This window comes from Burkholderia cenocepacia (assembly GCF_014211915.1).
Lineage (GTDB): Bacteria > Pseudomonadota > Gammaproteobacteria > Burkholderiales > Burkholderiaceae > Burkholderia > Burkholderia orbicola.
Window position 1 is genome coordinate 1327809 of sequence record NZ_CP060039.1, and the last position, 20252, is coordinate 1348060.

Annotated in this window: 24 protein-coding genes, 1 tRNA gene and 1 riboswitch; of the genes, 11 read left to right on the forward strand and 14 right to left on the reverse strand. The window is 66.3% G+C overall.

From position 1 onward, the window contains the following. Nucleotides 1–247 precede the first annotated feature (247 nt). The 9 genes from SY91_RS06155 to SY91_RS06195 all read right to left on the reverse strand — a co-directional run bounded on the left by SY91_RS06155 (nucleotide 248) and on the right by SY91_RS06195 (nucleotide 6812). A tRNA-Lys gene (locus tag SY91_RS06155) sits at nucleotides 248–324 on the reverse strand. Between the two features lie 110 nt (nucleotides 325–434). Next, nucleotides 435–1184 carry a tol-pal system protein YbgF gene (gene ybgF, locus SY91_RS06160; RefSeq protein WP_023476303.1) on the reverse strand — a complete coding sequence of 250 codons (750 nt, stop codon included), beginning with the start codon at nucleotides 1182–1184 and terminating at the stop codon, nucleotides 435–437. A gap of 19 nt (nucleotides 1185–1203) precedes the next feature. Next, nucleotides 1204–1716, reverse strand: a complete 513-nt coding sequence (pal, locus tag SY91_RS06165) for a peptidoglycan-associated lipoprotein Pal (protein ID WP_006484980.1) — start codon at nucleotides 1714–1716, stop codon at nucleotides 1204–1206. Between the two features lie 17 nt (nucleotides 1717–1733). Beyond that, nucleotides 1734–3029: a Tol-Pal system beta propeller repeat protein TolB gene (gene tolB, locus SY91_RS06170; RefSeq protein ID WP_006476798.1), complete on the reverse strand. Its 1296-nt coding sequence runs from the start codon at nucleotides 3027–3029 to the stop codon at nucleotides 1734–1736. Between the two features lie 109 nt (nucleotides 3030–3138). Continuing rightward, entirely contained in the window at nucleotides 3139–4194 is a 1056-nt protein-coding gene (gene tolA / locus SY91_RS06175; protein ID WP_185921111.1) for a cell envelope integrity protein TolA, read from the reverse strand. Next, nucleotides 4191–4640 carry a protein TolR gene (tolR, locus tag SY91_RS06180; protein WP_006484943.1) on the reverse strand — a complete coding sequence of 150 codons (450 nt, stop codon included), beginning with the start codon at nucleotides 4638–4640 and terminating at the stop codon, nucleotides 4191–4193. The genes tolA and tolR overlap by 4 nt, the downstream gene beginning before the upstream one ends. Nucleotides 4641–4650: 10 nt before the next feature. After that, the gene (tolQ, locus tag SY91_RS06185; RefSeq protein WP_006476795.1) at nucleotides 4651–5328 is read right to left on the reverse strand and encodes a protein TolQ; all 678 of its coding nucleotides are present in this window, start codon (nucleotides 5326–5328) and stop codon (nucleotides 4651–4653) included. Nucleotides 5329–5472: 144 nt separating this feature from the next. Next, entirely contained in the window at nucleotides 5473–5958 is a 486-nt protein-coding gene (gene ybgC, locus SY91_RS06190) for a tol-pal system-associated acyl-CoA thioesterase (protein ID WP_043887580.1), read from the reverse strand. A 107-nt stretch (nucleotides 5959–6065) separates the two neighbouring features. Next, the gene (locus SY91_RS06195; RefSeq protein WP_011544683.1) at nucleotides 6066–6812 is read right to left on the reverse strand and encodes an SDR family NAD(P)-dependent oxidoreductase; all 747 of its coding nucleotides are present in this window, start codon (nucleotides 6810–6812) and stop codon (nucleotides 6066–6068) included. A 179-nt stretch (nucleotides 6813–6991) separates the two neighbouring features. Beyond that, a riboswitch (ZMP/ZTP riboswitch) is annotated at nucleotides 6992–7092 on the forward strand. A gap of 137 nt (nucleotides 7093–7229) precedes the next feature. Here SY91_RS06195 and glyA point away from each other — a divergent pair. The 7 genes from glyA (at nucleotide 7230) to SY91_RS06230 (ending at nucleotide 12024) form a co-directional block, all read left to right on the forward strand. Beyond that, the gene (glyA, locus tag SY91_RS06200; protein ID WP_011544684.1) at nucleotides 7230–8477 is read left to right on the forward strand and encodes a serine hydroxymethyltransferase; all 1248 of its coding nucleotides are present in this window, start codon (nucleotides 7230–7232) and stop codon (nucleotides 8475–8477) included. Nucleotides 8478–8483: 6 nt separating this feature from the next. Then, nucleotides 8484–8963, forward strand: coding sequence for a transcriptional regulator NrdR (nrdR, locus tag SY91_RS06205; protein ID WP_011694173.1), 480 nt, complete (start codon nucleotides 8484–8486; stop codon nucleotides 8961–8963). Between the two features lie 153 nt (nucleotides 8964–9116). Continuing rightward, the gene (locus SY91_RS06210) at nucleotides 9117–9680 is read left to right on the forward strand and encodes a GspH/FimT family pseudopilin (RefSeq protein ID WP_023476298.1); all 564 of its coding nucleotides are present in this window, start codon (nucleotides 9117–9119) and stop codon (nucleotides 9678–9680) included. A 17-nt stretch (nucleotides 9681–9697) separates the two neighbouring features. After that, nucleotides 9698–10087: a hypothetical protein gene (locus tag SY91_RS06215; protein WP_409557528.1), complete on the forward strand. Its 390-nt coding sequence runs from the start codon at nucleotides 9698–9700 to the stop codon at nucleotides 10085–10087. Beyond that, nucleotides 10077–10910 carry a PilW family protein gene (locus tag SY91_RS06220; protein WP_023476296.1) on the forward strand — a complete coding sequence of 278 codons (834 nt, stop codon included), beginning with the start codon at nucleotides 10077–10079 and terminating at the stop codon, nucleotides 10908–10910. The genes SY91_RS06215 and SY91_RS06220 overlap by 11 nt, the downstream gene beginning before the upstream one ends. Before the next feature lie 143 nt (nucleotides 10911–11053). After that, nucleotides 11054–11581, forward strand: coding sequence for a pilus assembly protein (locus SY91_RS06225; protein ID WP_023476295.1), 528 nt, complete (start codon nucleotides 11054–11056; stop codon nucleotides 11579–11581). Beyond that, complete coding sequence (locus SY91_RS06230; protein WP_023476294.1) at nucleotides 11578–12024, forward strand: type IV pilin protein; 447 nt, start codon at nucleotides 11578–11580, stop codon at nucleotides 12022–12024. The genes SY91_RS06225 and SY91_RS06230 overlap by 4 nt, the downstream gene beginning before the upstream one ends. 54 nt (nucleotides 12025–12078) lie before the next feature. Here SY91_RS06230 and SY91_RS06235 read toward each other — a convergent pair whose 3' ends face one another. From SY91_RS06235 to SY91_RS06245, 3 genes are all read right to left on the reverse strand, one after another. Then, nucleotides 12079–12522, reverse strand: coding sequence for a DUF3318 domain-containing protein (locus SY91_RS06235; protein ID WP_027807488.1), 444 nt, complete (start codon nucleotides 12520–12522; stop codon nucleotides 12079–12081). 43 nt (nucleotides 12523–12565) lie between these two features. Then, entirely contained in the window at nucleotides 12566–12955 is a 390-nt protein-coding gene (locus SY91_RS06240; RefSeq protein ID WP_043887579.1) for a phage holin family protein, read from the reverse strand. A 112-nt stretch (nucleotides 12956–13067) separates the two neighbouring features. Beyond that, nucleotides 13068–13370 carry a YqjD family protein gene (locus tag SY91_RS06245; RefSeq protein WP_006494044.1) on the reverse strand — a complete coding sequence of 101 codons (303 nt, stop codon included), beginning with the start codon at nucleotides 13368–13370 and terminating at the stop codon, nucleotides 13068–13070. A gap of 318 nt (nucleotides 13371–13688) precedes the next feature. Here SY91_RS06245 and SY91_RS06250 point away from each other — a divergent pair, with 318 nt between their 5' ends. Then, complete coding sequence (locus SY91_RS06250) at nucleotides 13689–14327, forward strand: peroxiredoxin (RefSeq protein ID WP_006476788.1); 639 nt, start codon at nucleotides 13689–13691, stop codon at nucleotides 14325–14327. Nucleotides 14328–14452: 125 nt separating this feature from the next. Here the strand turns inward: SY91_RS06250 and SY91_RS06255 are convergent, their stop codons facing one another. Continuing rightward, nucleotides 14453–15640, reverse strand: a complete 1188-nt coding sequence (locus SY91_RS06255) for an acyl-CoA dehydrogenase (RefSeq protein ID WP_023476291.1) — start codon at nucleotides 15638–15640, stop codon at nucleotides 14453–14455. A gap of 224 nt (nucleotides 15641–15864) precedes the next feature. Here SY91_RS06255 and SY91_RS06260 point away from each other — a divergent pair, with 224 nt between their 5' ends. Continuing rightward, a complete protein-coding gene (locus tag SY91_RS06260; RefSeq protein ID WP_023476289.1) occupies nucleotides 15865–16656 on the forward strand; it encodes an IclR family transcriptional regulator in 792 nt (263 codons plus the stop codon). Between the two features lie 151 nt (nucleotides 16657–16807). After that, on the forward strand, nucleotides 16808–17218 hold the full coding sequence (locus SY91_RS06265) for a GFA family protein (RefSeq protein ID WP_023476288.1): 411 nt from the start codon (nucleotides 16808–16810) through the stop codon (nucleotides 17216–17218). Nucleotides 17219–17404: 186 nt separating this feature from the next. Here the strand turns inward: SY91_RS06265 and SY91_RS06270 are convergent, their stop codons facing one another. Further along, complete coding sequence (locus SY91_RS06270) at nucleotides 17405–18208, reverse strand: EAL domain-containing protein (RefSeq protein WP_006484944.1); 804 nt, start codon at nucleotides 18206–18208, stop codon at nucleotides 17405–17407. Nucleotides 18209–18563: 355 nt separating this feature from the next. Here SY91_RS06270 and SY91_RS06275 point away from each other — a divergent pair, with 355 nt between their 5' ends. Further along, the gene (locus tag SY91_RS06275; RefSeq protein WP_185921112.1) at nucleotides 18564–20225 is read left to right on the forward strand and encodes an FAD-dependent oxidoreductase; all 1662 of its coding nucleotides are present in this window, start codon (nucleotides 18564–18566) and stop codon (nucleotides 20223–20225) included. Nucleotides 20226–20252: the final 27 nt, after the last annotated feature.

Sequence of the window (20252 nt, forward strand, 5' to 3'; positions counted from 1 at the left end):
CTTTCGTTTCGTTCATGCCGTTGCGCATGGCGATGGAGAAATTCCGGATACCAAATCACGACAGGTGGCGCGGACGCGTACGAACGGCGATTTGCTCGTCGAAGTCGGCAATGAATCATTCGACTGCGCGCACCGGGCGCGCTTTCATCGATGCGCGTACTGGCGTCAGGGAAGGGAGCCCGATGCGCAAAGTGACAGACGCAAAAAAGCCTCCGCGAGGGAGGCTTTTTGCACTATCGAAGATAGTTGGTAGGGTGGGAGGGACTCGAACCCTCGACTCTCTGATTAAAAGTCAGATACTCTAACCAACTGAGTTACCACCCCACGTTCTTGAAACTTGTTTTGATTCGTTGCTTCAACAACTTGGGCAACGACCCAAAGAGCAAAAGATTATAGCGACGGGTTACAGGGCTGTCAACAACCCGTCACGATAATTATTTGATCGTTTCGAGTTTGCCCTGCGCCGTCTGCGCCGCATTCGACCCGGCGTACTGCGACACGACCTGCTCGAACGTTTTCTTCGCGGCCGCCTTCTGGCCTTGCTCGAGCTGGTTCGTGCCGATTGCCACGAGGGCGTCGGCCGCGCGCGGGTGTTGCGGGAACTTGCTGACGATCCCTTGCCACGTCGCGGTCGAGCCGCGGTAGTCGCGCAGCGCGTATTGCGCGTTGCCGTACCAGTACTGCGCGGTCGGCTGATAGGGACTCTCCGGATACTTCGCGATGAACGCACGGAACGAAGCCGCCGCCGCCTTGAAGTTGCCGTTGCGGAACTGCTGCTGCGCCGCGCTGAGCGCATCCGTTTCACCCGGCTGCACGGTGCCTTCGACACCATCGATCGTCGCCTGCTGCGGCTCGAACTTCTTGAGCCGAGTGTCGAGATCCTGGTAGTACTCCTTCTGCTGCCGCTCGAGCGTCGTCAGCCGGTTCGTCAGATCCTCGTTCTCGCCGCGCAGCGTCGCGACCTGCTGGTTCAGCTGGTCGATACGGCCGGATTGATCGAGGATCGTACGCTGGGCGGCCGACAACTGGCTCGACAGGTTGTCGCTCTTGCTGCGCAGATCGAGCACGGCACGGCGCGCTTCGTTGTCGTCGAACATGCCGGCGTGCGCGGGCGCGGCCGACCACGCCGCGCCCGCGACGCAGAACGCTGCGGCAACGCGCAGCCAGGTTAAACGGTGCGTCATACGGCGATTCTTCCGTTACTTACTGTTGGTAGACGAGGTCGGCGCGACGGTTCTGCGCCCACGATGCTTCGTCGTGACCCGTTGCCTGCGGCTTTTCCTTGCCGAGGCTCACGGCTTCCATTTGCGAATCGTTCACGCCGAGCAGTGCCATCGCACGGCGGACGGCTTCCGCACGCTTCTGGCCCAGCGCGAGGTTGTACTCGCTCGTGCCGCGTTCGTCGGTGTTGCCCTGGATCAGCACGTGGCGCTGCGGGTGGCTCTTCAGATACTGCGCGTGCTGCTGCATCAGCGGCTGGTACTCGTCCTTCACCGAATAGCTGTCGAAGTCGAAGTAGATGCTGCGCTTCGCGAGCGGGCTGTTCGGGTCGTTCAACGGATCGACGTTCACTTGCGCGACGTTGTCGGCGCTCGGCTGCGTGCTGACTGCGCCCGCGTTGTTTGCCTTGTCGTCGAGCTTCACGCCCGACTTGCACGCTGCGAGCGCGCTGATCATCATCACGGCCAGGGCCAGACGAGCTTTATTCGACATCATGGTTACTCTCCTTGTGGTCATTGCATGAAGGGCCCCCACGACGGCTCGCGAACGGAGCCGCCCTGGACGGACAAGATCTGCGGCGGCGCGCTGCCGTCGGAGGGCACTGCAGCCAGAACGTTGCGACCACCCGACTGGGTAGCGTACAGAACGTACTGGCCGTTTGCCGCGAAGCTCGGCGATTCGTCGCGATTGGTATTCGTGATGGCGTTCGCCGCGCCAGTCTGCAGATCCTGAACATACAGCTTGAAGCCCCCACCCGTGCGGGAGATGTAAGCGAGCAGCTTGCCATCCGGGCTCACGCGCGGGCTGGTGTTGTAGCTGCCGGTGAAGGTCACGCGCTGCGCGGCCCCGGCGCTTTCACCCTGCGCGGGCATCCGGTAGATTTGCGGCGCACCGCCACGATCGCTCGTGAAGTAGATCCAGCGGCCGTCCGGCGAGTAGAACGGTTCGGTGTCGATCGAGCTGCTCTGCGTGAGACGGCGCAGGCCGCCGCCGTTCGCGTTGACCGTATAGATTTGCGTATTGCCCGTCAGCGACAGCGCGACGGCCAGCGTGTTGCTGTCCGGCGACCACGCCGGTGCGCTGTTGTTGCCCTTCTGGTCGGAGACCATGTAGCGGCGGCCGGTCGGCAGGTCATGGATGTAGACGATCGGCTTCTTGCGCTCGAACGACACGTACGCGACCTTCGTGCCGCTCGGCGACCAGGCCGGCGAGATGATCGGTTCGGTGCTCGACAGCGCGATGCGCGCGTTCTGGCCATCCGAATCGGAAATCTGCAGCTGGTAGCGGTTGCCGGTCTTGATCACGTACGACAGGCGCGTGGCGAACACGCCACGCACGCCGAGCAGCTTCTGATAGATGTAGTCGGCGATCTTGTGGCCGGCCGTGCGCAGCGTGGTGTCGGTGGCCGTCAGCGACAGGCCGCCGAGGCTTTGCTGCTTCACGGTGTCGTACAGGATGAAGTTGACCTTGTACTGACCGTTCGCGTCGCGGTTCACGCTGCCGGCGACGAACGCATTCGCGCCCTTGGCCTTCCATGCGCCGAGATCGACCGAGGCGGTCTCGGGCACGGGCGTGCTGCCCGCGTCGATGTTGGTGAATTTGCCGCTGCGGGCGAGGTCGGCGCGCACGATCGACGTGACCTGCTGCGGCAGATTCGCCTCGTTCGTGAAGTTCGCGGTGGCAATGGGGAACTGGGTCGACCCGACACCGGTGATCAGCACGTTGACCTGGGCGTTAGCGGCGCTGCCCGCCGTAATCAGACACGAGGCCACGAGTGCCCTGAAACCTAGCTTTGTCATCAAACTCATGCTTCTTGCTTCCCGTATGGCTTGGATCGCTGCGCAACGGCAGAGACAGTAAAAATACCCGATTCGTTCCCATCTGACAGCGACGCCCGGAGTGTAAGCGCATTTCGTTTCACTCCGCCGCCTTGAAGGTAATCGTAATGTCAGATGGGGTACGACCGTTAGAATCGGGCGGCAACGGGACCGATGCGTGGATCGCACTGACCACGGCTTGATCCCACCCCGAATTCCCGCTCGAGCGGGAGACCGATGCGCTCAATACGTCACCGGACGGCGTGCACCGAATCTTGACGACGGTGGTCAGGCCCGCCCGCTCGCCGCCCCAAACGATGTTCGGCTTGACGCGGCGGCGCACCTTGTCGGCATAGCCGGGCGTGGCGGCATTGCCGCCGGAGCCCGTACCCGTGCCGCTTTTCGCGAGACCTTCGCCGCCGCCTTCACCGGCGCCGGACAGGCCCTGCATCTGCGCGAGGCGCGCGCTGCGTTCGCGGTCGAGCTTCGCGTTCGCCGCCGCACTGGCCTTCGCGCGCGCCGCGGCCTCGGCTTTCGCCTTGGCCTGGGCTTCCGCCTTCGCCTTGGCGGCCGCGTCGGCCTTCGCCTTCGCTGCCTGCTGCGCTTCGAGCTGCGCCTGCTTTTGCTGCTGGAGTTTCTGCTGTTCGAGCTTCTGCTGTTCGGCGAGCTGCTGTTGCTTGAGCTTGTCGGCCTGCTTCTGTCTGTCGCGTTCCGCGGCCTTCTGTGCGGCCAGCGCGGCGGCTTGTTGCGCGGCGAGCTGCGCGCGCCGGGCTTCCTCTTCCTGCTGCGCCTTCAGTTGCTGCGCACGGCGCTGCTGCTCGAGCTGCGCTTCGCGCGCGGCCGCTTCCTGCTGCCGTTTCTTCTGCTGCAGCGCGATGTCGGCCTGCTCGTCGCGCACCGGGGCAGGGGGCGGCGCGACCTTCACGGGCGGCGCGGGCGTGACGACGGGCCGCGGCGCGGGGACGTCGGGCACTTCGGTCCACAGCTCGGCTTCGGCGTCGGCCGGCGTGCTGTTCTGCCACTGCACGCCGTGATAGAGGAACAGCGCGAGCAGCACGTGCATCAGTGCGGCGAGCGCGAACGCGCGCCACGTCCCGCGCTCGCGGGGAGGCTGGAGCGGGTAGGCGGATCTGCGCGTGGATTGCTGCCGGTTCATTGCGATTTGACGAGGAGGCCGACGCGCTTGACGCCACGCGCCTTCAGATCGGACATCACGGTCATGACGGCATCGTACTGCACGGTCTTGTCGGCTGCGATCACGACCGGCTGGTCAGGGTGATCGGCCTGCCGGGCCGAGATGAAGCTGTCGAGCTCGGCCTTCGTCATCGTGTCTTCCTGGGTTGCGCCCGAGTCGCCCTTGTACTTGACGCTCATCGTGCGGTCGGCCTTGATGTTGACGACGACGGGCGGCGTCTGCTCCTGCGGCGCGGCATTGCCGACGGTCGGCAGGTTGATGATCGACGGGGCGACGAGCGGTGCGGTGACCATGAAGATCACGAGCAGCACCAGCATCACGTCGATGTACGGCACGACGTTGATGTCGGCCATTGCGCGGCGCGAGCGGCCGCCGCGCATGCTGGATCGGATGGGGCTTCCTGCCATGGCGCGCTCCTTACTGGGCCTGACGCTGCAGGATGTTCGAGAACTCTTCGATGAAGGTCTCGAAGCGGATCGCGAGGCGGTCGATGTCGTGCGCGTAGCGGTTGTACGCGACCACCGCCGGAATCGCGGCGAACAGGCCGATCGCGGTGGCGACGAGTGCCTCGGCGATGCCCGGCGCGACGTTCGCGAGCGTGGCCTGCTGCACGTTCGCGAGGCCGCGGAACGAGTTCATGATCCCCCAGACCGTGCCGAACAGACCGATGTACGGGCTGACCGAGCCGACCGACGCGAGGAATGCGAGGTTGGCTTCGAGCACGTCCATTTCACGCTGGAACGACGCGCGCATCGCGCGGCGGGCGCCATCGAGCACGAGGCCTGGATCGCTGAGGCGTTTTTCCTTCGCCTTCAGGAATTCGCGCATCCCCGATTCGAAGATCCGTTCGAGTGCGCCGATCGTGTGGCGGTTGTTGGCGGCGCTCTGGTACAGCGCCTGCAGGTCGCCGCCCGACCAGAAATCCTTCTCGAAGCGTTCGGTCTGGGCACGCGCGCGGCGGATCGCGAACCACTTGCGGAAGATGAAGGTCCACGACATCAGCGACAGCAGCAGCAGCAGTCCCATCACCGCCTGGGCCAGCACGCTCGCGTTGAGGACGAGGGAAATGATCGACAGGTCTTGAACAGTATTCATAGAGGTTTGAGTAACGTCCCTTCGGGGGTGCCCGGCAAGGGCGTCCGGCGTGCGTGCGGCGCGGCGCGCCGGCCATGCCTGACGCCGAACCTTGCTTAGTATCGAATCAGAACGGCAAGTTCATAGGCTTTGTCTAAACGGCGCTCATGCGCGCTTCGTTGACAAACCCGTCTGCCCGGCGTCGATGACGGGACCGCGTTGCAACGCGTCGAGCACGACCGGCGGGATGGCCGCGGGCCGAATGCCGTGACGGTCGACGCAGCCGAGGCGGATATGCCCGGCCACGAGCAGCGTGTTGCCACACCAGGCTTCCTGCGTGAATTCCACCGAGGCGCGGCCGATGCGTCCGGGCCGGCTCGTGATCGTCAGCGTGTCGTCGAGTCGCGCCGGCGCGCGGTAGTCGAGCGACGTGCTGCGCACGATGAAGATCGCACCGGTGTCGTCGGCGAGCCGACGCTGGTCGACGCCGCATGCACGGAGCCACTCGGTGCGGGCGCGCTCGAAGAACTTCAGGTAGTTGGCATAGAAGACGATGCCGCCTGCATCGGTATCCTCGTAGTACACGCGCACCGGCCAGGTAAAGCCGGACGGCGCTTCCGGGGAGCGGGTAGGCTGAGTCATGGCGCGCATTCTACCGGAAGGCAAAGGCCCGATTCGTAACCGATTCGTAACGGAATGTAGTGCGTCGTAGCACACCGCGGGCCGCCCGGAGGCGGGCCCGCGGCTGCGGGGACGGGTCAGCCGCGATGGATCGTGAGGCCGGCCGGCGCTTGCGCGACCGGCATCATTTCGATCGTATTGATGTTGACGTGCGCGGGGCGCGTGGCGATCCAGTAGATCGTATCGGCGATGTCCTCGGCCGTGAGCGGCTGGACGTTCTGGTAGACGTTCGCCGCCTTTGCATCGTCGCCGCGGAAGCGGACGTTCGAGAATTCCGTGCCGCCGCACAGGCCCGGTTCGATGTCGGTGACGCGCAACGGCGTGCCGATCAGGTCGGTGCGCAGGTTCAAACTGAATTGTCTGACGAAAGCCTTGGTTGCGCCGTAGACGTTCCCGCCCGGATACGGATAGGTGCCGGCCACCGAGCCCAGATTGAAGATATGGCCGCGACCGCGCGCGATCATGCCCGGCAGCAACGCGTGCGTGACGGTCACGAGGCCCGAGCAGTTCGTGTCGATCATGGTCTGCCACTCGTCGAGGCTCGCCTTCTGGGCCGGCTCGACGCCGAGCGCGAGGCCGGCGTTGTTGACGAGCACGTCGAGCGCCGCGAACTCGGCGGGAAGGGCGGCCGGCACGGCTTCGACGGCCGCGCGGTCGCGCACGTCGAGCTCGAACGGCAGCAGCGCGTCGCCAAGTTCGGCCGCGAGCGCATCGAGGCGATCCTTGCGGCGTGCGGTGGCGACGACGCGATGGCCGCCCTTGACGAAGGCACGGGAGATGGCGGCGCCGAAGCCGGCGGACGCACCTGTGACGAACACGATCATTGCTGCTCCTGGTCGGTAACGGAATAGCGGGTGGAATCCCGCAAGCCTACTGAGAATGCCGCACCGCGGCAAGACGGCGAAACGTGTCGGCACGGGCGCGTAGAGTCTGGCCCTTATTGTTTGGGGGCCCTGCCGTGCGGTTGCCTATTCATGACGCATCCAATACACTAATGCGCTCATCACCCCTGCGTGACTGGCGATAGAACCCTCAGGGTTCAAGGTGGAGCATCCCACCGTGAAGCGCGGGGCGCCGTTTTTGCCGTTCGCCTGGGCAGCCGTTGTGCGCCGTCGCGTGCATCGCCGGTGGCTGTCCTGCCTCGCGTCATACGGATTCTTCCGCCACGTCGGGCTGGTTTCGCCAGCAGCGCACCGTACTCGGCCACTCCGGTCAACCTGTACACACTTAACGGAAACCGTATGTTTGACAGAGCCCAAAGCACCATCGCGAACGTCGATCCCGAAATCTTTGCAGCGATCGAGCAGGAAAACCGCCGCCAGGAAGATCACATCGAGCTGATCGCGTCGGAAAACTATACGAGCCCGGCCGTGATGGCCGCGCAGGGCTCGCAGCTCACGAACAAGTACGCGGAAGGGTATCCGGGCAAGCGCTACTACGGCGGTTGCGAGTACGTCGACGTGGTCGAGCAACTGGCGATCGATCGTGTGAAGCAGCTGTTCGGTGCGGAAGCGGCGAACGTGCAGCCGAACTCGGGTTCGCAGGCGAACCAGGGCGTGTTCTTCGCGATGCTCAAGCCGGGCGACACGATCATGGGCATGAGCCTCGCGCACGGCGGCCACCTGACGCACGGCTCGCCGGTGAACATGTCGGGCAAGTGGTTCAACGTGGTGAGCTACGGCCTGAACGAAAACGAAGACATCGACTACGAAGCGGCCGAGAAGCTCGCGCAGGAACACAAGCCGAAGCTGATCGTCGCCGGCGCATCGGCGTTTGCGCTGAAGATCGATTTCGAGCGTCTGGCGAAGATCGCGAAGTCGGTGGGCGCGTACCTGATGGTCGACATGGCGCACTACGCTGGCCTGATCGCGGCGGGCGTGTACCCGAACCCGGTGCCGCACGCGGATTTCGTGACGACGACGACGCACAAGAGCCTGCGCGGCCCGCGCGGCGGCGTGATCCTGATGAAGGCCGAGTACGAGAAGCCGATCAACTCGGCGATCTTCCCGGGCATCCAGGGCGGCCCGCTGATGCACGTGATCGCGGCGAAGGCGGTGGCGTTCAAGGAAGCGCTGTCGCCGGAGTTCAAGGAATATCAGCAGAAGGTGGTCGAGAACGCACGCGTGCTGGCCGAAACGCTGGTCAAGCGCGGGCTGCGGATCGTGTCGGGCCGCACCGAAAGCCACGTGATGCTGGTCGACCTGCGCGCGAAGAACATCACGGGCAAGGCAGCAGAAGCGGCGCTCGGCGCGGCGCACATCACGGTGAACAAGAACGCGATTCCGAACGATCCGGAAAAGCCGTTCGTGACGAGCGGCGTGCGCCTGGGTTCGCCGGCGATGACGACGCGTGGCTTCGGGCCGGCGGAAGCCGAGCAGGTGGGTAACCTGATCGCAGACGTGCTGGAGAACCCGGAGGACGCAGCCACGATCGAGCGCGTGCGCGCGCAGGTCGCCGAGCTGACCAAGCGTTTCCCGGTCTATCGCTGATCGCCGATGCGCTGCCCGTTCTGCCGGCATGACGACACGCAGGTCGTCGACTCGCGCGTGTCCGAAGATGGCGCCGCGATTCGCCGGCGCCGTCGCTGCTCGGCTTGCGACAAGCGCTTCACGACGTACGAGCGGGTCGAACTGAACCTGCCGGCCGTCGTGAAGAAGGACGGCAGCCGCACGGAATTCGACCGTCGCAAGATCGTCGCCAGCATGCAACTCGCGCTGCGCAAGCGGCCGGTTGCGGCCGACGCGATCGACGCGGCGGTCGCCCGCATCGAGTATCAACTGCTCGCGACTGGCGAGCGTGAAGTGCGTAGCGAGAAGCTGGGCGAACTCGTGATGAACGAGTTGCGCGGCCTCGATACGATCGCCTATGTCCGTTTCGCATCGGTATATCGCCGGTTCGAGGACGTTTCCGAATTTGCCGACGTGATCGAAGAGTTCCGTCGCGCCTCTCCCGCCAAGACCCCACGTAAGCGCTGACGCGCTGCGTTCGTTCATCGTCTGCTCCGTTGGTTCGATTCGCGCCGATTGTGTCGGTTGCGATCGCATGTCGCCAGTCGGCCGTTCGGCAAATGGCGCCCGTCCGCACGCACCGCTACAGTCGTCGCATCACCGTGGCGGAGGACGATTGCGATGGAACGGGGCGCTCAACCCTTGAAGCATGTGCTGCAACGACCGGGCGGATTCACGCTCGTCGAGTTGATGGTCGCCATGTCGCTGGCAGCGGGGCTCGCGCTCTATGCGGTGCCCACGTTCGACCAGTGGCGCATGCGCGAACGCGTGGATGCCCGCTCGCGGGCGCTGCTCGGGGCGCTGTCGTTTGCGCGTACCGAGGCAACGCGGCTCGGCGCGCGCGTCACGCTGTGTCGCGCCGGGCGCGACGGCGTATGCCTGCGTGCCGGTGAGCGATGCGATCCGGCCGAATGGTCGTGCGAGTGGATCGTCAGCGGGCAGGTCGACGGGCAGTCGCGTGTGCTGCGACGCTATCCGCGCGATGCCGAAGTGGCCGTCGCGGGCGCCGCGCACGAACTGACGTTTGCACCGCCTGTCGGTCAATCGATCGGCGGAATCCGGCGTTTCGAATTGCATCCGCGGCGCAGCGTGTCCGGCGCCGACGATGCGCGCGCGTCGCGTTGCGTGCGGATTGCGGCAGGCGGCCGCGCACGGCTGGCCGCTGGCCGCTGCGACGCGGCGTGATCGCCGTGCGCAATGCCATGCGCGGCACGTCGCTGATCGAGGCGACGCTGGCCATCGCGCTGCTCGCCACCGTGATGCTGGCCGTGGTCGGCAGCCAGCTCACGATGGCGCGTGTGCAGCGCACGACGATCTGGCGCGAACGCGCGCTGTGGCTGGCCGATGCACGTATCGAGCGTCTGCATGCTGCTGCGGCGGCCGATGACGACCTCGTGGCGCTGGCGGCTGCATCGTTGCCGGGCGGCGCGATGACGCTCGATGGCGGGCCGGGTGGCATCCGTTACGTGGTCGTCGGCTGGCGGGGCGGCAATCAGGGCGCCTCGTCGCGCTGCGGTGCGACGGGGAAGTCGACGCAGCCGCCATCGTGTGTCCGGATGCCGTTTCGGGAGAGCGCCGTCGATGAACGCTGATCGCCGTACGTGTGGCCATACGCTGGTCGAAGTGCTGATTGCGATGACCGTCGGGCTCCTCGTGCTCGCGGCGGCCGGTGCGCTGTACCACGCGCAGCATATTGCGCAGCGTCGCGCGGAAGACGGGTTCAGGATGCGCGATGCTGCCGCTACCGCGCTGATGCTGATCGGTCAGCAGATCCAGATGGCAGGATTCCGGCCGCTCGATGGCGAAGCGGCATCGTCGTTGCCGCCGGTGTTCGGCTGTTCGGCAGCGCGCGTGCGCGGTAGTGGCGCACAGGTGCGCTGCGAGCCCGCGCGTCTGTCGTCGGATGCGGTGCTGGTCAGGTATGTCGGCGATTCCGTCTCGACGTGGGTGACGGTGAGCGGCCAGGCGTCGGATTGCCTCGGGCAGGGTGTCGGCGTGCCGGGCGAACCGGCGCCGGTGGAGAATCGCTTCGATGCGCATGTCAGCCCGTCGACGGGCGAGCCCGAACTGTATTGCGAGGGAAGCGGCCGTCCGGGTACGCCGCAGCCCATCGTGGCGGGAATCGATCAGTTGCGCATGCGCTATTTGCGTCGCGGCACCACGCACTTTGTCGACGCCGATACGATGCGTGCCGACGACTGGCGCGATGTCGTGGCCGTGCATGTCTGCGTGCGTGCGCGCGGCGAGCCGACGCGCGAACCGACGCGGCAAGTCGACTGCGACGGCCGCGTCGCCGTTGCACCGGATGGCCGCGCACGGTTGACACTCGATCGCATCATCGCGTTGCGGAACGTCGCCGACGCATCCGATGTTGCGTTGCTCGGGGCAACTCAAGCACGCGAGGTGGCGCGATGAGGGTAGCAGCGCAGTACGCGCTGGGCGACATCTCCCGACGCGTGAAGGCACGGCACGGCCATAAGCGCACCGTCGCAAATGATGACGGCCCGCAGCGGACCGCATGTGCCGGCGTTCCGGCGACGGGTCCCCGCGAGCCATGCATGCATTTCCGACTCGCTCGCCGCGCCTGGCGTCGCGACGCAGGTCTTGCTTTGCCTGCGGTGATCGCGGTCGGCGCAGCAGTCGCGGCACTGACCGGCACATGGTTCGACGCCGCGTTGACGGAGTCGCGCCGTACCCGCGCGTTGTCGGATCGGCTGATCGCCTTCCACGCGGCCGATGCCGCGCTTGCCGCATGCACCGCACGATTGCTGCGCGGCTCGGCGCCGTATGTGAACGAAAGCGAATCGCACGCGGAGCCCGACGCATGGCGACACATGCCGCCGCTGGCGGCTGCCGAAGCGTTCGCGCCATTCGCCGAATGGCCGATGGCCGCGCAGCCGCCGCGATGCCTGATCGAGGCGTGGCGGCGTCCGGCACGGCAGGCCGGCAGCCGCGCTTACCTGGTCACCGCGCGTGGCGTCGGCGCGCACGCGTCGAGCGCCGTCTGGCTGCAACATCAGGTCGTGATACCCGACGGTCATATCGTCGAGCTGCGCTGGCGTCGTGTCGCGGCGGTACTCCGATGAACGGTCGCCTGTCCCGGTGCCGCTCGGCCGGATTCACGCTGATCGAGCTGATGATCGTGCTCGCGATCGTCGCCGTGCTGGCCGGGTGGGGTATCCCGTCGTATCGAGAACATGTCGTGCGGGTTCACCGTGCGTCGGCGGTGTCTGCGCTGTACCGTGCGGCCCAATATCTTGAAACGCTGGACGGTGCGCCGCCTGCGGCGTTGCCGGATGCGCTCGCGCAGGCGCCGCCGGACGGGCATGCCGTGTATCGATTGACGCTCGGGCGGCCGGATGGCGACGGTTCACCGGTGAGCTATGAACTGGCGGCGACGCCGCTCGACACCGGTCCGATGCGCGACGATGCATGCGGCACGTTCACACTGCGCTCGGACGGGACGAAAGGCAATGCAGGAAGCGATGGCGCCGACGAACCGGGCGCTGTCTGCTGGGGCGTGCGCTGAGTGCGCAAGGAAGGCGCGCAGCGGCGCAGGGCCGTGCGCGCGGGATGCCGACGATCAGTCGTTCTGTGCGTCGAGCCCGCGTTCGTCGCGGGACTGTTTCCAGATCCGGTAGACCTCCCATGCGGCGAAGCCGAGCGTGCCCCACTTCAACGCGGGGCCCGCGCTCGCACGCAGCAGCGAGCGAACGGGTTTCGCCAGCACGAGCGACGCGAGCGAGCTCAGCATCGGATACTGGTTGACGAGCTGGCCGAGGCTTGCGTTCAGGTTCTTGGCCGACTGGCCGAACCTGCCGGTCGACAGCCCGGGGATGAACACCTTGAGCCAGCTGAAGCGCGTGACGGCGTGGCGCATTTCGGCGGCGGCCTCCGCAAATTCGAGCCGCTCGACTTCGGATCGCAGGATCAGCAATTCCTTGCGGAGCGCGCGGTGCTGCGACGCGCTCCAGTTCGATCGCGACGAATGGGAGCGGGAGGGATTGCCCGTGATGTTCTGGCTCATGGCGCGTCGGCGAAGTAGGTGGGAGGGATGAGCGCGAAGGCGTTCACGGCTTGCCGCGGAACAGGTCGCGGTCTTTCTCGAGCTCGGCGAGCGTCGCCTCGAACACGGTCGGCGCGTCGCGCAGGCCCGAGCGCGCCTTCAGCGCGCATACGATGCCGCCAATGGCATACAGCGCGGTGATCGCGGCGAGCGCCTGCCAGCGGTAGGTATCCCAGAACGCGATTGCGATCAGCACGGTCAGGCTGATGAGTGCCATCGTCGCGAGCATCATCGCGGCGAGTCCGAGGAACAGCACGCCCATCAGGCGCTCCTTCTCCTCGGCAAGCTCGATGCCCACCAGTTCGAGGCGCGTCTGCAGAAGGCCGATGGCGGAGCCGACGAGGCGGCGCAACGGTCCTTGACCGGACGGCTGCGAGGGGGTGTCTGTCGTCATGGATGAGGTGCTTGCGCGTGCAGTAAGCAGCTAGGACAAAGCCGGCCGGCGCGGGCCGGCCGGCGCCCGCAGGCCGCACCGCGGCCCGCGGGACGAAACGGCGCAGAGCGCGTTACTTGCGGTTGATCAGCAGGCCGATCAGCACGCCGACGCCGGCGGCCACGCCGATCGACGTCCACGGATGCTCGTGCACGTAGTCGTCGGTCGCGCGCGCGGCCTTCTTGCCTTTCTCGACCACCACGACCTGGACGTCGGCTGCCTTTTCCTTGGCCTGCTTCAGGCGCGACATGGCTTTCTCGCGCAACTCGGCCGCACGGTCGCCCGTGCTGCTCGCTGCTTGCTTGAGCAGGTCTTCGGCGTCCGAGAGAACGGTTTTGATATCCGACATCAGTTTCTCCTTGTTGATTTCCGACATTGCAACTCCCTTCGTGCTGTCATGCTGCAGGTTCACATCGTAGCGAAACCCCTGCCTGCTGGCGAGCCGGGAAGACACACGGCGGCAGCGCAAGACTGCATGGTAAACGACTTGTAATCATGAACAGAGCGGCAAACGGGTTGAAAAGTTTCCCCCGCGAGCTTCCGTCCTGCCATGACGCCGGGTAAAAATGACAAAAAAGTATGAATATCAAACGGAATAATCGTTCGCACGGCCCATTGCTTCCCGTAAGCTGATGGACTGCCCCGCGCTGTCCAGCGCGCGGTTTCAACCAGCATCGTTCGAGGAGGGAACATCATGAGTCTGCGTCTTGGCGACATCGCACCGGATTTCGAGCAGGAATCGAGCCTGGGCACCATCAAGTTTCACGAGTGGCTCGGCAACAGCTGGGGCGTCCTGTTCTCCCATCCGGCCGACTACACGCCGGTGTGCACGACCGAACTCGGGCTGACCTCGAAACTGAAGGGCGAATTCGAGAAACGCAACGTGAAGGTGATCGCGCTGTCGGTCGACGGCGTCGAATCGCACAAGGGCTGGATCAACGACATCAACGAAACGCAGTCGACGGTCGTGGGCTTCCCGATCATCGCCGACGCGGACCGCAAGGTGTCGCAGCTGTACGACATGATTCACCCGAACGCGAACGAAACGCTGACGGTGCGTTCGCTGTTCGTGATCGACCCGAACAAGAAGGTGCGGCTCACGATCACCTATCCGGCCAGCACGGGGCGCAACTTCGACGAAGTGCTGCGCGTGATCGATTCGCTGCAACTGACCGATAATTACAAGGTCGCGACGCCCGGCAACTGGAAGGACGGCGACGATGTCGTGATCGTGCCGTCGCTGCAGGATCCGGAAGAGCTGAAGAAGCGCTTCCCGAAGGGCTTCAACGCGGTGCGTCCGTATCTGCGCCTGACGCCGCAGCCGAACAAGTGAGCATCGGCGGCCTGCGGCCGCGGCTCCGATGAAAAAAAGCCCGTCCGGCAGTCATGCCGGGCGGGCTTTTACTTGGCGGCGTGCGCGTGCGCGGCATTGCTGCCGCGTGCGTCATGGCCGGATCATCAGAAGAATGCCTGGATGCCCGTCTGCGCGCGGCCGAGGATCAGCGCGTGGATGTCGTGCGTGCCTTCGTACGTGTTGACCACTTCGAGGTTCACGAGGTGGCGCGCGACGCCGAATTCGTCGGAGATGCCGTTGCCGCCGAGCATGTCGCGCGCGAGGCGGGCGATGTCGAGCGCCTTGCCGCACGAATTGCGCTTCATGATCGACGTGATCTCGACGGCGGCCGTGCCTTCGTCCTTCATCCGGCCGAGGCGCAGCACGCCTTGCAGGCCGAGCGTGATTTCGGTCTGCATGTCGGCGAGCTTCTTCTGGATCAACTGGTTCGCGGCGAGCGGCCGGCCGAACTGCTGGCGGTCGAGCACGTACTGGCGCGCGGTGTGCCAGCAGGATTCGGCGGCGCCGAGCGCGCCCCACGCGATCCCGTAGCGCGCCGAGTTCAGGCAGGTGAACGGGCCGCGCAGGCCGCTCACGTTCGGCATCAGGTTCTCTTCGGGCACGAACACGTCGTCGAGGACGATCTCGCCGGTGATCGATGCGCGCAGCCCGACCTTGCCGTGGATCGCGGGCGCCGACAGGCCTTTCCAGCCCTTCTCGAGGATGAAGCCGCGGATCGCGTCCTTGCCGTTCTCTTCCAGCTTCGCCCATACGACGAACACGTCGGCGATCGGCGAGTTGGTGATCCACATCTTCGCGCCGGACAGCGCGTAGCCGCCCGGCACCTTCTTCGCCCGCGTGACCATGCTGCCCGGATCGGAGCCGTGGTTCGGCTCGGTCAGGCCGAAGCAGCCGATCCATTCGCCGGTGGCGAGCTTCGGCAGGTATTTCTGCTTCTGCGCGTCGGAGCCGAATTCGAAGATCGGTACCATCACGAGCGACGACTGTACGGACATCATCGACCGGTAGCCGGAGTCGACGCGCTCGACTTCGCGCGCGATCAGCCCGTAGCTCACGTAGTTGAGGCCGGGGCCGCCGTATTCCTCGGGAATCGTCGGGCCGAGCAGGCCGACCTCGCCCATCTCGCGAAAGATGGCCGCGTCGGTGCGTTCGTGGCGGAACGCTTCGGTGACGCGCGGCGCGAGCTTGTCCTGTGCATACGCCTGCGCGGCATCGCGGACCATTCGCTCTTCTTCGGTCAGTTGCTGGTCGAGCAGCAGCGGATCGTCCCAATGAAAAGTTGCAGCACTCATCGTCTCATCTCCTGTCGGCCCGAGTTGGCGCTTCAGCGCTTACTCCGGCCCCATGCTTGCGGTCGGTCGGAGCGGGCGCTTCGGCGCCGGCCCCGAGCCCGTGCTTTTCAGTCGGACAGAGGCCGCGCTGCAGCGCTTGCTCCGGGCTGATGCCTGAAGTTCGCTTGACTTGCGTTCCGCTGTGCGGAACAATGTTTTGCAAATCGACCTCAGTGTAGCACCGGATGACACTTTCAACCATCGACGACACCACGATCGACGAGCGCAAGTTCGTCGTCGCGCTCGCGCGCGGGCTCGAGCTGCTGCGCGCCTTCCGGCCCGGCGAGACGATGCTGGGCAATCGCGATTTCGCGGAACGCACGGGGCTGCCGAAGGCGACGGTGAACCGGCTCGCCTATACGCTGACCGTGCTCGGCTATCTGCGCTACGACGAGACGCTCGGAAAGTATGCGCTGGACGCCGGTGTGCTGTCGCTCGGCTACGCGCTGCTGTCGGGCTCGGGCACGATCGATCTCGCGCGGCCGCACATGCAGGCGCTCGCGCGCGAGGTCGGCGCGGCCGTGTCGCTCGGCTGTCGCGACGGGCTCGACATGATCTATCTGGAGACGATCCGGAGCGAGACCGCGTTGACGCTCGGGCTCGCGCCCGGTTCGCGGCTGTCGATGCTGACGAGCTCGATGGGGCGCGCGTACCTGGCCGTGCAGCCGGAGGACGTGCGCCGCGCGCTCTATGCCGAACTGCACCGCGCGGCCGGCGGTGCGGCCGACGCCGATGCGCTCGTCGCCGCCGCGCAGCAGGCGGTGGCCGAATTCTCGGCGAACGGCTGCTGCTATTCGTTTCGCGCGTGGCACACGGACGTGAACGCGGCGGCCGTGCCGTTTCGCGAGCCGCGCGAGGGGCGCTGGCTGATCCTGAGCTGCAGCGGCCCGGCGTCGTCGATGGACGAAGACGTGTTTCGCACGCAGGTCGGGCCGCAACTGAAGGCGCTCGCGCAGCGGCTCGGGCAGACGGTCTGAGAGCGACGAGCGCGCGGGTGTTGCCGTCGCGCGGCAACCGATCCGTGTGTGACGGATGTGGGCGCAGAGGCGATGCGGCGCCGTTGCGTATTGCGCGACGGGCGAACCGCGCTCATCATCGTTCGCCTGCTTCCCGACGACGAGGTCTGCGATGGCGCACCCCGAACCGATGGAAGGCGGATGCGCGTGCGGCGCGATCCGCTACCGTATCGCCGGCGTTCCGACCGACGCCGGTTTCTGCCACTGCCGGCTCTGCCAGCGCACGACCGGCGCGGCGGTCGTCGCATCGGCATCGGTGCCGATCGACGCATTCGAATATCTGCGGGGCGAACCAACCGTCTACGCGTCGAGCGCATGGGGTGAGCGACGCTTCTGCGGCCGTTGCGGCGCGCAGCTCGAATACCGGCGCTCTGACGCGCCGCAGACGGTCGAGATCAATTACGCGACGCTCGACGAACCGTCGAAGCTGCGTTCGGCGTGGCACGTCTGGTACGGCGATCGTTTCCCGGGCATCGAGATCGACGACGATCTACCGAAGTACGACGACGGTGGCAGGGAGTAGGCGGCCCATCGCGGGCAATGCGCCGGTGCGGGCGGGTGCGCAAGCGCATTCGACCTTTCTGCATGAACGAACGAGGAACCGGCCGGCGTCGAGCGACGCTGCGTGCTGAAACCCGATTCCCGACGTAACCCGACACCGGATGCCGCCCCCGGCGCGGCACGCCCCCCGCGTGGCTGCTCCCTCCGCTCAGGCCGTCACGACCTTCGCGAACACCGGCCCCTGCATGAACCGCACGTCGTGCTGGCGCAGCAACTCGCACTGCGTCTCGTCGACCACGCCGTCGAAGATCAGCGGAATCCGCACGCGCTGCGCGTAGGCGACGAGCGCCTTGACCATCCCGTCGCGCAACGCGATGCCCGCATCCATCTTGATGTAGTCGGGGCGCGCCATGTCCGATTCGACCGCGAGGATGCGGCCCGGATCGGGCAGCTTGTCCGCGACCTTGAAGCCGTGATGCTGATAGCTGCGCGTCAGGTAGCCGAGGAACGTCTTGTGGGCGACCGCGACCGCCGGCAGCTCGATCACGATCCGCTCGGGCGGCAGCCCGAAGCGCTGCAGCACCGACGAGAAATGCTTGCCGTGGTCGTACTTCACGCTCTTGAGCAGCCGCTCGTGCACGCGCAGGAACAGCAGCCCGTGACGCTGCGCCCCGAAGAAATTGATCGCGTGCAGCGCGCGCGACAGGCGGTCGATCGCGACCAGCGTCTGGTCGTCGACGGCCGCGTCGACCGGGTCGTGCTGCGCGCCGGTGACGAGCGTGACGGCCTGGAAGCCGAGCTCGTCGCCGTAGCGCTCGATCGCGTCGGCGAACGACGTCGATTGCGGCGCGCCGGGCATCGTCACGTCGTAGATCGGCTCGTACGCGCTGGCGAGCGTGCGCTCCGGCAGATTCGCGCACGCGGTGCCGCCTTCGGCAAGCGCGAGGTGTTCCCGCAGATACGGCAGTTGCCCGGCACGGCTGACCAGCTCGGGGATGGTAGGCGGAATCATCGGCGTGAGAAGGAAAAATGGCGGCCGAAAGGGCCGCCTCGTGACTTGATATTAGCAGCGCGCGCCGCGCTCGGCTCGGCGTTTCATTCATATGGTTATCCCGTCCCCGAGCGAACGACTAGGGTTTACGTTGATTTCACTATTCGTAATTGGTTTTACTATTCGTAAATCCAGGATTTGTCGCCGATCAAGAAATGCGGCATGCGGGCGCCGCGAAACGGCGCCGTTCACGAATCAACAGGAAGCAAGGAGCGAGACGTGGCGGTTGTTGACAGGACAAGCGGGCAGGCGCGCCGCAAGGAGACGGACGGAGCGACGGGCGCGGCGGTGCGCGCACGGCGGGGTTGACGCGCGGATGGCGACCATGAGCATCGATTACCAGACGCTGAAGTTCGAGTACCGCGCCCGCGCGCACGACGCGGCCGTCCACCCGGTGATCGTCGTCGGCGCGGGCCCGGTGGGCCTGGCCGCCGCGATCGACCTCGCGCAGCAGGGCGTGCCGGTCGTGCTGCTCGACGACGACGACACGCTGTCGACCGGCTCGCGCGCGATCTGCTTCGCCAAGCGCACGCTCGAGATCTTCGACCGGCTCGGCTGCGGCGAGCGCTTCGTCGACAAGGGCGTGAGCTGGCACGTCGGCAAGGTGTTCCTGCAGGACGAGCAGCTTTACGCGTTCGACCTGCTGCCCGAGGAGGGGCATGCGCGCCCGGCGTTCATCAACCTGCAGCAGTACTACGTAGAAGGCTATCTGGCCGACCGCGCATTCGAGCTGCCGAACATCGATATCCGCTGGAAGCACAAGGTGACGGGCGTCGACCAGTCGGCCGAACACGCGGTGCTGACGATCGAGACGCCGGACGGCGTCGCGACGCTGCGCGCGCAGTACGTGATCGCGGCCGACGGCTCGCGCAGCCCGATGCGCACGATGATGGGTCTCGAAAGCCGCGGCCGCACGTTCAAGGACCGTTTCCTGATCGCCGACGTGAAGATGAAGGCGGAGTTTCCGACCGAGCGTTGGTTCTGGTTCGACCCGCCGTTTCACCGCAACCAGTCGGTGCTGCTGCACCGCCAGCCGGACAACGTGTGGCGCATCGACTTCCAGCTCGGCTGGGATGCCGACCCGGTCGCCGAGAAGCAGCCGGAGCGCGTGATTCCGCGTGTGCGCGCGCTGCTCGGCGCGGACGTCGAGTTCGAGCTCGAGTGGGTGAGCGTCTATACGTTCCGCTGCCAGCGGATGGACACGTTCCGCCACGGCCGCGTGCTGTTCGCGGGCGATTCCGCACACGGCGTGTCGCCGTTCGGCGCGCGCGGCGCGAACAGCGGCGTGCAGGACGCGGACAACCTCGCGTGGAAGCTGAAACTGGTGCTCGACGGCCGTGCGCACGACCGCCTGCTCGACACCTATGCGAGCGAGCGCGAGTTCGCAGCGGACGAGAACATCCGCAACTCGACGCGCTCGACCGATTTCATCACGCCGAAAAGCGCGGTGTCGCGCGTGTTCCGCGATGCGACGCTGAAGCTCGCGCGCGACTGCGAGTTCGCGCGCAAGCTGGTGAACAGCGGCCGCCTGTCGGTGCCGGCCGTGCTGGCCGATTCGCCGCTCAACACGCCGGACCGCGGCGGCGACGCATTCGGGTGCGCGATGCGGCCCGGCGCGGCGGCGGCCGATGCACCGGTGCGCGCGCAAGGCGCGTCGGGCTGGCTGCTGCAGCATCTGCGCGGCGGCTTCACCGGCGTGCTGTTCGGATTGCCGGGCGACGCGGCCGCGCTCGCGCAGGCCGTCGACGGTCTCGCGCCGACGGTGCGGCCGGTGCTCGTCGTGCCGGCCGGGCACGCGCAGCCGGCGGCCGGTGTCGACGTCGTGGAAGACGTCGACGGGCTCGCCGCGCAGCGCTACGACGCGCAGCCCGGCACGTTCTACCTGCTGCGTCCCGACCAGCACGTCTGCGCACGCACGCGCACGCTCGACCGTCAGGCGATCGCCGACGCACTGGCGCGCGCGAGCTGCGCACGCTGAATACGATAAAGACACCGGAGACACCGT